Annotated in this window: 15 protein-coding genes; 9 read left to right on the forward strand and 6 right to left on the reverse strand. The window is 39.2% G+C overall.

The window, feature by feature from the left end:
* Positions 1 to 37: 37 nt before the first annotated feature.
* Complete coding sequence (locus FPV17_RS06775) at positions 38 to 958, reverse strand: patatin-like phospholipase family protein (RefSeq protein WP_144558578.1); 921 nt, start codon at positions 956 to 958, stop codon at positions 38 to 40.
* Between the two features lie 215 nt (positions 959 to 1,173).
* On the opposite strand from FPV17_RS06775, the gene FPV17_RS06780 reads away from it, so the two are divergent.
* The gene (locus tag FPV17_RS06780) at positions 1,174 to 1,683 is read left to right on the forward strand and encodes a YhcN/YlaJ family sporulation lipoprotein (protein ID WP_186370747.1); all 510 of its coding nucleotides are present in this window, start codon (positions 1,174 to 1,176) and stop codon (positions 1,681 to 1,683) included.
* A gap of 63 nt (positions 1,684 to 1,746) precedes the next feature.
* Here the strand turns inward: FPV17_RS06780 and FPV17_RS06785 are convergent, their stop codons facing one another.
* Positions 1,747 to 2,598, reverse strand: coding sequence for a LysR family transcriptional regulator (locus tag FPV17_RS06785; RefSeq protein WP_035396736.1), 852 nt, complete (start codon positions 2,596 to 2,598; stop codon positions 1,747 to 1,749).
* Between the two features lie 304 nt (positions 2,599 to 2,902).
* On the opposite strand from FPV17_RS06785, the gene serS reads away from it, so the two are divergent.
* Positions 2,903 to 4,180 carry a serine--tRNA ligase gene (gene serS, locus FPV17_RS06790; protein WP_144558580.1) on the forward strand — a complete coding sequence of 426 codons (1,278 nt, stop codon included), beginning with the start codon at positions 2,903 to 2,905 and terminating at the stop codon, positions 4,178 to 4,180.
* Between the two features lie 78 nt (positions 4,181 to 4,258).
* Positions 4,259 to 4,801 (forward strand): GNAT family N-acetyltransferase, encoded by a 543-nt coding sequence (locus FPV17_RS06795; RefSeq protein WP_052008143.1) that lies wholly within the window; start codon positions 4,259 to 4,261, stop codon positions 4,799 to 4,801.
* 100 nt (positions 4,802 to 4,901) lie between these two features.
* On the opposite strand, the gene FPV17_RS06800 is transcribed toward FPV17_RS06795, so the two are convergent.
* A complete protein-coding gene (locus FPV17_RS06800; RefSeq protein ID WP_144558581.1) occupies positions 4,902 to 5,912 on the reverse strand; it encodes an LLM class flavin-dependent oxidoreductase in 1,011 nt (336 codons plus the stop codon).
* Between the two features lie 166 nt (positions 5,913 to 6,078).
* Here FPV17_RS06800 and FPV17_RS06805 point away from each other — a divergent pair, with 166 nt between their 5' ends.
* From FPV17_RS06805 to FPV17_RS06830, 6 genes are read left to right on the forward strand one after another with little or no spacing between them, the layout of a single operon-like run.
* Complete coding sequence (locus FPV17_RS06805; RefSeq protein ID WP_035396735.1) at positions 6,079 to 6,615, forward strand: sigma-70 family RNA polymerase sigma factor; 537 nt, start codon at positions 6,079 to 6,081, stop codon at positions 6,613 to 6,615.
* On the forward strand, positions 6,596 to 6,889 hold the full coding sequence (locus FPV17_RS06810; RefSeq protein WP_144558582.1) for a YxlC family protein: 294 nt from the start codon (positions 6,596 to 6,598) through the stop codon (positions 6,887 to 6,889). Before FPV17_RS06805 ends, FPV17_RS06810 begins: the two co-directional genes overlap by 20 nt.
* Complete coding sequence (locus tag FPV17_RS06815) at positions 6,879 to 7,109, forward strand: hypothetical protein (RefSeq protein WP_052008142.1); 231 nt, start codon at positions 6,879 to 6,881, stop codon at positions 7,107 to 7,109. Before FPV17_RS06810 ends, FPV17_RS06815 begins: the two co-directional genes overlap by 11 nt.
* A 1-nt stretch (position 7,110) precedes the next feature.
* Positions 7,111 to 7,317 (forward strand): PLDc N-terminal domain-containing protein, encoded by a 207-nt coding sequence (locus FPV17_RS06820; protein ID WP_052008141.1) that lies wholly within the window; start codon positions 7,111 to 7,113, stop codon positions 7,315 to 7,317.
* Positions 7,307 to 8,188, forward strand: a complete 882-nt coding sequence (locus FPV17_RS06825; protein ID WP_144558583.1) for an ABC transporter ATP-binding protein — start codon at positions 7,307 to 7,309, stop codon at positions 8,186 to 8,188. The genes FPV17_RS06820 and FPV17_RS06825 overlap by 11 nt, the downstream gene beginning before the upstream one ends.
* Entirely contained in the window at positions 8,185 to 8,955 is a 771-nt protein-coding gene (locus FPV17_RS06830) for an ABC transporter permease (protein ID WP_052008138.1), read from the forward strand. Before FPV17_RS06825 ends, FPV17_RS06830 begins: the two co-directional genes overlap by 4 nt.
* 23 nt (positions 8,956 to 8,978) lie before the next feature.
* Here FPV17_RS06830 and FPV17_RS06835 read toward each other — a convergent pair whose 3' ends face one another.
* The 3 genes from FPV17_RS06835 to FPV17_RS06845 all read right to left on the reverse strand — a co-directional run bounded on the left by FPV17_RS06835 (position 8,979) and on the right by FPV17_RS06845 (position 13,209).
* Positions 8,979 to 10,607, reverse strand: coding sequence for a PAS domain-containing sensor histidine kinase (locus FPV17_RS06835; RefSeq protein ID WP_144558584.1), 1,629 nt, complete (start codon positions 10,605 to 10,607; stop codon positions 8,979 to 8,981).
* 347 nt (positions 10,608 to 10,954) lie between these two features.
* A complete protein-coding gene (locus tag FPV17_RS06840; RefSeq protein WP_144558585.1) occupies positions 10,955 to 12,178 on the reverse strand; it encodes a YeeE/YedE family protein in 1,224 nt (407 codons plus the stop codon).
* A 155-nt stretch (positions 12,179 to 12,333) separates the two neighbouring features.
* Positions 12,334 to 13,209 carry a glycine betaine ABC transporter substrate-binding protein gene (locus FPV17_RS06845; protein ID WP_246117148.1) on the reverse strand — a complete coding sequence of 292 codons (876 nt, stop codon included), beginning with the start codon at positions 13,207 to 13,209 and terminating at the stop codon, positions 12,334 to 12,336.
* Between the last annotated feature and the right edge of the window lie 57 nt (positions 13,210 to 13,266).

Consider the following 13,266-nt stretch of genomic DNA (forward strand, 5'->3'; position numbering starts at 1 on the left):
TTTTGAAAAAAGGGATACTTGTCCATAAGACGTATCCCTATTTTTGTGTTTTTTTCCTAGAACGAAGCTGTTTGTGCGCATCAAAATCCCATGTAGACAAGAAGAGTTCAGCTGCTTGATAACCAGACTCGAACAAATAATCGCTTTGCTCATCCGTTAGTAGGAAATCGGTTGCTGTGATGGAATCGGTATAAATTTGTATTGTGCGATCTCTCGTTTCATCACTTAAATGTCTCATATCATGAGCTTGCATCATCGTTTTGACAATGTTCTGTGCTAAATGTATTGGCGTTGGAATAATGGCATCCCCTTCAATTCGATCTTTCAAAAAGCGAAAGCCGAAGGTTGGGTAGCGAGGATTTTCAACATCAAACAGCCAAATCGGAAAATTACTTAGTAAGCCGCCATCAACAATATACGCCTTACTTTTGTTTGCCAGCTTCCATCTAGCAGGGCGATAAAAAAAGGGGATAGATGTACTCATTCGCACTGCTTGAGCAATCGTTACATCACTTGGTTTCATACCGTAACGGTTTAAATCGTCAGGAAAAATGATCATTTGTCCGCTACTAATATCTGATGCAATGATTTTAAGTTTTTCAGGTGGAAGATCTGCGAAGGTTCGAATGTTTTTCCTCCGTAATAGTTCTTCGAGCCACACGTCAATATAATCGTTCTTATACATACCTAAATAAAACACGAGATTAATAAAATTTCCAACAAAAGGGATGTGATTGACCCAATTCTTCCCTCGTAAATCTTTAAAATTTAATACTTTTAATTGTTCATTTATTTCTTTACTTGTATATCCTGCTGCAAGAAGAGCGGCAATAATAGCCCCTACAGAAGTTCCAGCTAATTTCTGCCATTGCACACCATGAGCTTCCATTGATTCAATTGCTCCAGCAAAAGCAATACCACGAATGCCTCCACCTTCAAAAACTGCATCGACTTTCATTGTATGCCTCCTTTCACTTCAACAAGTTAACGAAGGAACTTGTCTACTCATATTCTATGAACCAGCAGTAAAAAAAGTGTTTCATTTCCATTAAAGAGGAGTGCATTCAGCAAAAATCAAAAAAAATTAGAAAAATCTTCATGATATACATAATTTTTTTAGTAGAAAGCCAAACTAAGAGTGAAACAAAATATGAATAATGGAGTTGAATGAAAATGAAGAAATATCTATTGCATTCTTTAGCCCTTACTTTTGTTGCAACAGCGTTAGTCGCATGTGGAGGCAACGATAATAATGATATGAATTCACCAGATAATGATATGGAAATGAATGAACCTGGTGAAGATAGTGTTGAAAACCAAGGCTACGGCATGAATGATCATGGTGAACAACATATGACAGTTTCGGGTGAAGTGGCTGATAGCGTTCGTAAATTAGATGGTGTTCATCATGCAGCGGCAATCGTGATGGGAAGCCAAGCATATATTGCTGTGACAATGGATGACGAATCACATGATGTATCAGACGATATGAAGCAAAAAATTGCTGACAAAGCAATGGAAGTTGATCACAATCTTAGTGATGTTCATGTTTCTTCAAACCCTGATTTTGTGGAACGGATGAAAGGCTACGGTGACAGAATTGAGAATGGTGAACCTGTAAGTGGTTTTGCAGATGAATTTATGGAAATGGTTCATCGTATGTTTCCAACAACAAAACGATAGTAGTGAAAAGGAAAACCTACAGGTTATTATCTGTAGGTTTTTATTTAGTGTACAAATATTTATTTACCTTTGAAGCGTATGTATTAAACTTTGTTGAAGAGGTTTTAAGTAAGATTTCTTAGAAGTGAAAAGGTATAAGTCCCGAGTGAACGGACAATTAGAGAGGCGTTTGAATAGAAAATGTCGATTCCAAGGTGGTTCAACCATCAACTTTGGAATGATAGCTACCGCATGGTTTTGTGTCAAAGAATAGAGAAAGGATCGGTAAGGGAGGCTATGAATATCCCTTTTTTTCCAACCGTTTTTCTCGCATAATGTATGCCACATTTGATAAAAGCGACTTGTTTTTGGTGGAACAATTTGTGGGTATGAAAAACATTGCTCAAGCGAGAGTTCTTCACAATCAGCAAGTGGATGGTCCTCAGCTATGGCAACTTGATATTCATCATGCTTAACGAGTGTCGAGTAAAAGCCTTCATGAGAAGGATAGTCTTCAAAAATTGCAGCATCAATGTCTCCTTTTTTTAGCATCGGTATAAATTCAAGGCAGTTATCTCGTGTATATGTGCACGTGATGTTCATTTTTGAGGCTTCATATGTAAGAGTTTGGGGTAAATACGTGGACGAAATAAAAGGTGCAACACCTAAGCGAACCGCGTTTTTTGGTACAAAGCGATGGAGTTTACGCTGTAGTTCATGCCAAATGGGCTGCATCTCATTATAGAAAAGTTGTCCTGTTTCTGTTAATGTCATCCCCTCGTGTGAGCGAATAAACAACGTTTTGTTTAAAGATTTTTCTAATTCTTTTACATGTCGACTAACAGCGGGTTGGGTTAACCCCAGTCGAGTAGCGGCTTTCGAAATACTGCCTTCTTCAGAAATCGTTAGAAACGCTTCTAAATATCGAATGTCCATTTAAGTCTCCTTTTTAGTAACAGGTGTTATTGGGCTTTTGTGCCAACTTTTTTCGCGTTCAAGCTACACACACTATATCAGAAAAAGTTAGCTCAAATGTATACCCTTCTTTCCGCAAAACGAAACCACTTTTTTCTGGAAAAAAGCGTGTTTTTTAAATGAATGTATGTAAAGAGGTTGATTGTGTAAAGGAAAAGCATATTTTTACGTGTGAAAGCTATAGTGGTGTGCTAAAATGTACATAATGATTACTAGTCGTTTACAATGTATACGAGTGAGAAATTAGAATGAGAGAGGTTTACACATGTTAGATATTCAATTTATAAGGGATCATGCCGACAGAATTAAACAAACGGCAGTTCAAAAGAAGTTAAACGTCCCAGTAGATGAACTCATTGAAGTCGATCAAAAGCGACGCGAACTTATTCAGAAGATTGAAGGCTACCGAACAGAGCGCAATCAACAAACAAAAGCGATCGGTGAATTAGCAAGAGAAAAGAAAAAAGAGGAAATGGACGCAAAGAAAGAAGAAGTCCGTCTTCTGAACCAATCAATTAAAGAGTTAGAGACCGAATACCAAGAGGTTGAAACGTCTTATTTACACATAATGAATTTAATTCCGAACGTTGTCTCTGAAGATACACCTGTTGGTAACTCTGACGAAGATAATGTTGAATTAGAAAAAGTCGGGGAGATCCCACAATTTTCATTTACACCTAAAGATCACATGGAACTAGGACAGGCTCACGAAATGTTTGATGTGGAGCGAGGCGTGAAAATCGCTGGAACGCGTAATTATGTGCTAAAGAACCAAGGACTATTTTTACATAGAGCGGTTCAGCAGTTGGCTGTCGATTTATTACATGAGCGTGGTTTCTCCATTATGGACGTACCGTTAATGGCAAACGAAGAAGTATTATATAGTACAGGCTTTTTTCCAGATGGTAAAGAGCAGACGTATCATCTAGAGAAAGACAATAAGTATCTAGTAGGTACTGCGGAAGTACCCCTTGTTGGTTTTTATGGAAATGAGATTGTCGATGTTGAGGAACCAATTCGCTTAGGTGCAGTATCAAACTGTTTCCGAAGAGAAGCTGGATCTGCTGGAAGAGATGTTCGGGGTTTATACCGTGTCCATCAGTTTGCGAAGGTTGAGCAAGTTGTTCTTTGCAAGAATGATCCAGAACTAGCCGATCGTCTCTTATCAGAAATTACCGAGATTGCAAAAGAAATTTTAACCTTATTGGAACTTCCGTACCGAGTGGTGGCTGTTTGTACAGGCGATATGTCTCAAAAAAATCATAAACAATATGATATTGAAACGTGGATGCCGAGTCGTGAAAGTTATAGTGAAACCCACTCTTCTTCAAACGTAACAGATTTCCAAGCGAGACGGTCAAACATTCGTTATCGTGACGAAAATGGAAAACTTCAATACTGCTATACGTTAAATAATACGGCAGTCGCAACACCTAGAATTTTGATTCCGTTATTAGAAAATCATCAACAAGAAGATGGCTCAATTGCCATTCCTAAAGCTTTGCAGAAATATATGTACGGGAAAACTACGATTCAGCTCTAATGGTTACGTCGCCTTTAATAGGGCGACGTCCTTTTTTCTTTTATTCTTTCAGAATAATTCGGTAAATGGGGGAGTTCCGTGTATAAAAAAGACCCAACAATTCGACCGTTAAAACAAGGGGATAAAGCTTTTTTATTAAAGTGGTTAACGACAGAAGAGGTTCTTGCATTTTATGAGGGAAGAGATCGGCAATTTACAGAAGCCCTGATACAAGAAAAATTTTATGCCGATACTGAAGAAGATCGCTGGATTGGTGAAGTGGGTGGTGTGCCGATAGCGTACTTACAATCTTATCAATTAACAGTTGGAGATAAGCGAACATACGGGTATTCAGTATATCAGTCGGTATACGGAATGGATTTGTTTATCGGCGAAGTGACGTATTGGAACAAAGGCTTTGGAAGTGCTTTTATTCACCTACTTATTGCACGTATACGAGAAAAAGATGCAGCTGCAATTGTGACGGTTGATCCACGAGTTAAAAACGTACGTGCTATTGCTTGTTACAAAAAATGTGGCTTTTCAATTGTGGGAAAAGTAGAGAAACGAGAATGGCATGAAGGAAGCTATCATGATGTTTACATAATGGAAACGAAAGAAACCAACGGAATCGTTACTTGATGAAACATTCTAGACATGAAGCCTTACTCGACTCTAAACATCGTGCTTGCTCCTATTTACGACAATTTATTTCTTGGGAAATAGTAAAACCAGCAGCCAATTATTTGGTAGCTGGTTTATTTAGCAGTTCTTTCGCCATCAAACGATAAACATTGAGTCTGGATTCAAAAGAATATTGATTGCTATTAATCATAACTTCGTCAAAGCCGAACGTCTCTTTTTCCTCCAACAACTGGTTGCTTACCTCTTTAGGTGTTCCGACAAGGTGTAATGAGCGATTTTTAGCAAGAATGGCTCGATCCATTTCTGTTAAAGGATACTGTTGAGCATCTTCAGGACTAAGCGTTTGTGGTAGTCTTCCACGCATAAGAAATAATCGGGCCAAATCAATTGGTAGAGCAAGAAACTCTGCCTCATCTTTTGTTTCTGCAACTGTAACTGCATACGACACGCTAATGATTGGATCAGGCATGAAATACGATGGCTCGAAATAATGGCGGTACGTATCAAAGATCTCTTTAGACATTTCTCCGTTAAAAAATTGTGCAAATGAGTACCCCACCCCTTGCTTTCCTGCCTGTCTAGCGCTATTTCCGCTAGATCCCAATAGCCATGCTTCTGGTAACGCTACTTCGTGTGGGGAAGCAATGACTTGATTATAAAGAGGATCATTGGTTTTTTGATCATTGATCAGCTGTAACGTTGTCGCTAATTTATCGTACTGATCATCTGGTTGGTATGCTTTTCCTTGAGCAAGGGCGTGAATGGAATGATGATCCCCACCGGGAGCTCGACCAACACCAAAATCGATACGGTTTGGCGCGAGAGCACTTAATGTTTTAAAGACTTCTGCCATTTTTAAGGGCGAATAATGCATCATCATGACACCGCCTGTTCCTAGGCGGATTCGCTTCGTTTGAGCAGCTAAGTGTGCGATTGTAATTTCTGGAGCAGAGCTCGAAAAAGACGTGCCATTATGGTGTTCAGCCATCCAAAGTCGATGGTAGCCTAATTCGTCCCCTAAGGTTGCAAGTGCTTTCGTAAATTGCAGTGCATCAGTAGAGGTTGACCCTTGCGGTATGGGTGCTTGATCAAGAATGCTTAGTCTCATTTAAACGGTCTTCCTTTCGTGTTTACTGTTAAGCACTATAACATAGAACAAAATAAAACCCTATTTTACTGCTCAAAAAAAGGGTTTAAATAAAATGAACGAATTGATCTTATAAACGTATAACAGTTGTGCAGATTAGAAAGATGAAGAGCATAGGGGTGGTGTTATGGAAGAACCGCTTGAAGTATTGATTCAAAAAGCGCAGAAAGGCGAAGAAGAAGCATTAGCTGTGTTATTAACGAATCACTACGACAGTGTTTACCGTTTTTTATTAAAAGTCACTTTCGATCCTGACTATGCTGCAGATTTAACCCAGGAAACGATGACAAAGGCGATTATAGCAATAAAAAGTTACAAGATAAAAAAAGCAACATTTTCTACGTGGCTATTTCAGATTGCGACTAATGCCTTTATAGATAAAAAACGAAAGAGGAAGCATGAAGATCAGTATGTACGGATGCAACGGTTACAATGGTCGATGAAAGAAGAACCGCATGCTGAATGGCTTGATATTCAAAATGTTTTACTGAAGCTAGATAGCAAAAAGAGAGTTCCGCTCTTATTGAAGCATTATTATGGTTACAGCTACGAAGAGATTGGACGAATCTGTCAAATTCGGACTGGGACAGCAAAGTCGAGAGTGAATAGTGCGGTTGACTACATTCGAAAGGAGTTAAGGAGCGATGAAGGAATTCGACGATAAAGTGAAAGATGGATGGGCTCAACTGGATAGGAGTCAACTACATTCACCAACCAAAGAAGATATGATTGCGCTTATTCAGGAAACAAAACGAAAACAGCGACGTGAAGCCATTCTCTTCTTTGTCATAACGCTCATTCTTGTTAACATCGTTGTTTTTTCGATTGCAAGGTTACCAGCTATTTATGTAACGATGAACGTTATCTTAGTGGGATTACTTCCTGTACTTTTTGTATGGGGACTGGTGAAACGTTGGAGGGATCGTTATGAATTATGATTTACAACCATTAACCGAAGTTCCTATCTGGGCTTGGATAGCACTTGGAATACTGCTCTTAATGCAAAGTATTTATTTGTATTTTAAGAGTCAAAAGAATGGGCAGATGAAATGGTTTTGGGGTATTTGGGGTGTAACTCATTTTCCGATGCCGCTGGTTGTTTACTTTATATGGACTTATTGGTTTATACCGATCGTTAAAGGAAGAGGGGATGAGTAAGATGAATGATGTGATCGAGATCGTAAGGATGTTTATACCACTTATAGTTGTTCAACTACTACTGATGATTGTTGCCTTAATTGATCTGTACCGCCGTAATTATGTTCGAGGTGAGAAATGGGTATGGGTAATCATTATTATAGTCATTAACTTACTTGGCCCAATAGCATACTTTATCTTCGGAAGGAAGAAAAGTAATGAATATTAACGTAATTGAGCTTAGTAAAGGATCTCGAATTTGTCATGTGAACGCTCACATTGAGACAAATAACATTACGGCACTAATCGGTGAGAATGGAGCAGGAAAGACAACCCTGTTGCAGTTAATTGCTTCTTTATTAAAGCCGACATCTGGCAGAATTGAATTTGAAGGCGTGACGAAAAAAGATATCCGTTCGTACATTGGTTTTTTGCCTCAATTCCCATCTTTCCACGATTGGATGACTGGATTAGAGTATCTCACGCATGTCGGTCAATTAGTTGGCATGAAAAAACAGCATGCGGTCCGTAAAGCTACTGATCTTTTAACCCTTGTCCGCCTTGAGGATGGAAAGGAGAAGCGCATAGAATCATACTCTGGAGGAATGAAACAACGACTTGGCATTGCTCAGAGCTTAGTGAACGACCCGAAAGTGCTGTTACTAGATGAACCTGTATCAGCATTAGACCCTAAAGCTAGAACAGAAGTAATGGAACTTCTACTAACACTAAAAAAAGAGCGAACGATCATCTATTCAACTCATGTTCTTCATGATGCAGAGCAGATTAGTGATGCCTATATGTTTATGCACAAAGGCCAATTAGTCGAAACCGGTTCTCTTCATTCAAAAGGGGAAGAGTATGTGCTAGAAATTGAGACCGCAGAGTGTGAAAGGCTAGAAGCTGAACTTAAAGCTGTTTACCCAACATGGTGTATCACTAGAAGGGTAAATTATGTTGAGATAAGGATCACACCAAATCAGACGCGATACGATTTAATGCTATTATCAATTCTTGAAAAGGGTAGCTATTCATTTGATGGAATTAAAAAACGTAAAAAGACCCTCGAGGATATTTTTCGGAAAGCGGTGACGATATGAATCAGCTTACCGCGCTAATAAGAAAAGAAGCGCTTGAAAACTGGCGCAACTATAAATGTTTATGGTTGCCGACTTTGTTTGTCATCTTAGGGATGATGCAGCCATTAACGCTTTATTACATGGAAGATATGCTCGTTTTACTTGGTGGTTTGCCAGAAGGGGCGAATTTTGCAATGCCAACACTAACTGCGGAGGAAGTAGTTGTTAATACCTTGAACCAATTTTCACAAATTGGTATGTTTGCAATCGTCTTGTCTTTTATGTCGACTTATACGAATGAACGAAAAACAGGAGAAGCCTTGCTCATACTTGTGAAACCAGTGACACATTGGTCCTATTGGCTTTCAAAATGGGTTGTAGCTCTTGCTTTAGTAATAGGAAGTTTTATAGCGGGTTTATTAGCAGCACTTTACTATATTTCCCTATTGTATGGATCGATATCGTTTTCATCAATCGTGTTTACGGTACTCATCTATGGATTATGGTTAATGTTTATCGTGACTGTAACCCTTTTCATTGGAACAATCGTTAAAAGCTCAGCAGTAGTAAGTCTCCTTAGTATTTTACTAATGATGCTTGTGATGCTTTTTCCAGTTTTATTTGGAGAGGGCGCCTTGTGGACGCCTGCAGGACTTCTTGTTTTGGTAGAAGCCTTTCTTTTGAACGATCCTATAAGCTTCAAGCCCGTTTGGATCACAATGAGCCTTATCATTTTACTACTATTAGGAGGAATGAAATACTTAACAAAGAAAGAGTGGAGTATCTAAAGAAAAGTCCCTTAGGTTGACACCTAAGGGACTTCTTTCAATAACGGAAACGCAAGGTGAACGGTTGTTCCTTCTCCCACTGTACTATCGTAAAAAATGGTACCTTCATGCTGTTCAACAATTTTATGACTAACTGTCAATCCTAAGCCTGTGCCTTTTTCTTTTTGTGAAAAGAATGGCTCACCTAATCGTTCAATACGTTCCTCGCTCATACCGTGACCGTCATCCTTAATCTTGACGGTAAGCGACCCATCTCGGGCTTGCATTGTCACGATAATAGCACTGGCACTCGCTTCTATCGCATTTTTAATAACATTAATAAACAATTGCTTAAGTTGATTTTTATCCCCATATAGATAAAGAGGGTACGGCTTTTTAAATGATAAGCTACTGCCATTTGCTTTCGCTTCAGCAGATAATAGATGGATGACATCTGATAGAACGTTTGTTACATTTGTTTTCGAAAAAATGACATCGTGAGGGCGTGACAGGACGAGTAATTCACTTGCAATCATATTAATGCGTTCCAGTTCCTCTAACATAATACGATGAATAGGGTTCTCTTCCTTGCTCTCTGTTTGAAACAGTTGAACAAATCCTCGAAGTGATGTCAATGGATTGCGTATTTCATGAGCAATTCCTGCTGCTAATTCGCCAACTACGGCTAACTTTTCGGTCGTACGAAGTTTTTCCTCTGCTTCGATCATCGGTGTCATATTGTGTGCGTAACCTGTAATGCCGACAAGTTCTCCATTTATCATGATAGGTAGCGATGCGCAATTGACGATGACCTTCTTTCCAGTTCGATGCTTGATCCGAATCTCATTACATTGAACAACTTCTCGACTTGTTATCACTTGATAAAATGTTAGTTTTAAGCGAACATGATCTCGTTCATCAATAAATGAAATGAATGGTTCTCCAATACTTTCTTCTCTATCATAGCCGGTGACGTGGATGAAATGTTGATTAAGATCGGTAATATTTCCTTGAAGATCAATCATATAAACAAGCTCAGGGCTGTAATCAAACAATGCTTTATATCGAAGCTCGCTCTCTGCTAATCGTTGTTTTGCTTGTATTCGCTCTGTCACATCTCGACCTACAACAATTAAGGCTTTACGCTCACCGCTCTCTGTAAAAAGAGGCGTCTTCGTCGTATCAAATATTTTCTGTTCCCCATTCTCTAGCGTTATAACAGTTTCACTCCTCGTTGTTTTTTGGAGTGCCCACGTTTGTTCATCTGTCTCATTTGCTAGTGAAAATTCCTTTTTAAAAAAAGGTTGTTCTTCAGCAAGCTGGCTATTTGTTTTTCCGATGTAATGATGTTGATCTAAACGGAAAAGTTTTAAGGCAAATGTATTAGATTGAATCCAACGACCATCCCCATCTTTAAAGCTGATGAAGTCAGGAATAGAATTAATAAGTGTTTCGACCTTCTCTTTTTCTTCTGTTAACGTGTTAATCTTCTCTGATTTGTTTAACAAGAAATAAATAAAAACGCTGGTTGCGATAATAAAGAAAATCCCTTTTAATTTTTGGTAAAAGGAATATAGTTCAGGCTCCCAACTTAGTAATAAATAATCGGTTCCTATCACCCAAATAAGACTAAACCCAATAAAAGAAACAATGATCTTTCGTTTTACGTTCATTTTCATGTCCACCTTTAAGCTTCTATCGTCATAAGACTACCTGCTCTATTGGGGAAAAACAACCGGATTTGAATAAGTCTGTCAATTGATGCTAGCTTTCTGATGAATGAATTATGAGAACAACGAAGAGGAGTTAGTCATGGTTAATCAGCTTCCGCCAGATCATCTGCAACAATTTGTAGGTGGGAACTTTGAGCAAGTTGGGAAGGCGTTTTTAACTTGTTTTAACAAATTGGTGGTTTAAACCAAAATCGAAGTTGGTGTGGTCGTACTCACTATACAACGTATCAAGATTTACTGGTATTAAAGAAAAAAAGCAGTAGGAATATCACTACTGCTCTTCCGTTCTAGCAAAAACGATCTTGCGGTTTAGGAACCGACAGTCCGAACAAAGGTCGTAGCTTGAGTGCCAAAAAGGTTCCACCGATGGCCATTACGCCCCAGATGTAGCCATGTGCACTAAAGGATGCAATACCCCCAAAATAAGCACCCACGTTACAACCAAACGCGAGACGTGCGCCGTAACCCATTAGCAAACCACCAATAACAGAGGCAGCCGCATTTTTTGCAGTGATGTTTGATAGTGTAAACAACCCACCTGCTGCAGAAGCGAGAAAGGCGCCTAATATAACACCAAAGTTTAAAACTGTTGTCGTATCAGCGAAGATAGATGCATGTAAGGCTTCTGTACTTCCTTGCCAATAGCCCCAGCTCTCAACATCGAATCCAATTGCATCGGCGGCTTTTGAACCCCATAACGTAAATGCTGATGTTACACCCCATGGCGTACCGCGTGTCAATAGAGTTAAGGCGTTTAACACTGCAAGTACAATTGCCGCTGTAAATAAAGGCCAAGAACCTCTAAATACGCGCTTCCAGCCAACGGCAGAGGGTACGGCTGCCATTTTTGGTGGATTTTTTTTCTTTTCAATACGAATTGTAATCCACGCAATACCTGCAAAAATAAGTAAAGATACTAACAGTGCGCCACCGTAGCCTAGTCCAGTTGACGTTGCTAAAGAAAAGGGTTCGGCTGATGGCATATCGTCCATCCAAAACGTAAAGTGGGCTGCTCCGATTGTAGAACCAATGATAAAGAAAAGTAGCGTGATAAACATAACAGATCGTCCGCCACCAACAGCATATAATGTACCTGACGCACAACCTCCACCAAGTTGCATACCAATACCAAAAATAAAGGCACCGACAAGTAAACTGACGCCTACAGGGGAAACGTATCCGTTCGCGTCTGTTCCAAAAAACGTGGTACCGACTGCTAAGATTGGTGCAAACAATAAACAGGCTACTGCAAGCATAAGCATATGCGCTCGTAAAGATTGGCCATTCCCTACAGATGCTAACCTTCGAAAAGCAGATGTAAAGCCAAATCTAGCATGAAATAATGTAAATCCAAGTCCAATTCCTATTAGTGCTAACAAGGGTTGGACAACATGTTGTGTAAGAGCTAAAAAGACAGTTAATAATATGGATACAACTATACCAACTATCACTAAAAGACGCTGTGGTGGATTCAATGGTTTTGTTTCTTCCTGTTGCGCTTTCGTAGACACTTGATCACCTTATCCTATTAAATTTATCCGAAAAGGATTGTATTATCTTATTTAAAATTATGTACGCTGTCAAGGTAAATCCATTTGTACTTAGTATGCTTTATAAAGCGGGTTTTACCAATCAAAAGTAAAAACCAAGGCTCAGGCCCTGGTTTTTACTTTTCTAACCAACTGTCAACAAGTTCACGATTTTGTTCAATCCACTGTCTAGCCGCTTCTTCGTCATCATCTAATTCCGCTTGTAACTGAAGAAGTTCTCCAAGTGTTTCATCTGTGAATTTAGCATTATTAAGCCACGTGATAACGTCTGAATGATCTTCCGCTAATCCATTTCGAGCGAGATAATAAATATCGTCTGGCTCACCATAAATGCGGTCTGGATCATCAAGAAATTTCAAGTCATATTCTCCTAAAGTCCAGTGTGGGCTCCATAATGTAACAACAATAGGCTCTTCATTTTGATAAGCATTTTGAAGTTCTGCAACCATCGCTTGTTCAGACGAAGCTGCAAGTGAGAAATCTTCTAGTCCATAATGAGGAATTACGTCATCTTCTGTTAACCCCATTAACGCTGAGCCTGGATCAATGCCATAAATGGTCCCATTAAGCTCGTCATAAGCATCTGGGAGATCAGCTATTGACTGAATATCTTCCATATATGTAGGCACCGCAAGCCCTAATGTGGCGCCTTCATAGAGCACACCATCTTCTTGAACATCAAGTTTATCATTATTCTCGTCAATGTAAGCTTTATCTGTTAATGGTAACCAAGTGTTAAAGCCGATGTCATAATCTCCTTGCTCTACACCTGAAAATAAAAATGCTTTTTCAACAGAAGCTAGTTCAACATCATAGCCCTGTTCTTCTAAAAGCTGCTCCCAAACGTGGGAAAATGCGATCGCCTCTGCGTATAAATTATAGCCTATCTGAATAGAACCAGTTGAATCGCCTTGATTGCTGTTATCGCTTCCACATGCGCTTAAAGAAACCATGGTAGCGAATGCAGTTGCGACAAGGTAATGCTTTTTCATAGTGACATGTTTCCTCCTCATTGAAATACATAAGTTAAACCTTACCATATTGTTTCG

It is taken from the genome of Shouchella miscanthi, from assembly GCF_007725405.1.
Classification (GTDB): Bacteria; Bacillota; Bacilli; order Bacillales; family Bacillaceae_D; genus Shouchella; species Shouchella hunanensis.

Bases quoted from the DNA above. Each gene is read 5' to 3' on its own strand.
- FPV17_RS06835 (WP_144558584.1), bottom strand. From the start codon at position 10,607: ATGAACGTAAAACGAAAGATCATTGTTTCTTTTATTGGGTTTAGTCTT.
- FPV17_RS06780 (WP_186370747.1), top strand. From the start codon at position 1,174: ATGAAGAAATATCTATTGCATTCTTTAGCCCTTACTTTTGTTGCAACA.
- FPV17_RS06825 (WP_144558583.1), top strand. From the start codon at position 7,307: ATGAATATTAACGTAATTGAGCTTAGTAAAGGATCTCGAATTTGTCAT.
- FPV17_RS06815 (WP_052008142.1), top strand. From the start codon at position 6,879: ATGAATTATGATTTACAACCATTAACCGAAGTTCCTATCTGGGCTTGG.
- serS (WP_144558580.1), top strand. From the start codon at position 2,903: ATGTTAGATATTCAATTTATAAGGGATCATGCCGACAGAATTAAACAA.
- FPV17_RS06810 (WP_144558582.1), top strand. From the start codon at position 6,596: ATGAAGGAATTCGACGATAAAGTGAAAGATGGATGGGCTCAACTGGAT.
- FPV17_RS06830 (WP_052008138.1), top strand. From the start codon at position 8,185: ATGAATCAGCTTACCGCGCTAATAAGAAAAGAAGCGCTTGAAAACTGG.
- FPV17_RS06845 (WP_246117148.1), bottom strand. From the start codon at position 13,209: ATGAAAAAGCATTACCTTGTCGCAACTGCATTCGCTACCATGGTTTCT.
- FPV17_RS06805 (WP_035396735.1), top strand. From the start codon at position 6,079: ATGGAAGAACCGCTTGAAGTATTGATTCAAAAAGCGCAGAAAGGCGAA.
- FPV17_RS06775 (WP_144558578.1), bottom strand. From the start codon at position 958: ATGAAAGTCGATGCAGTTTTTGAAGGTGGAGGCATTCGTGGTATTGCT.
- FPV17_RS06785 (WP_035396736.1), bottom strand. From the start codon at position 2,598: ATGGACATTCGATATTTAGAAGCGTTTCTAACGATTTCTGAAGAAGGC.
- FPV17_RS06800 (WP_144558581.1), bottom strand. From the start codon at position 5,912: ATGAGACTAAGCATTCTTGATCAAGCACCCATACCGCAAGGGTCAACC.
- FPV17_RS06820 (WP_052008141.1), top strand. From the start codon at position 7,111: ATGAATGATGTGATCGAGATCGTAAGGATGTTTATACCACTTATAGTT.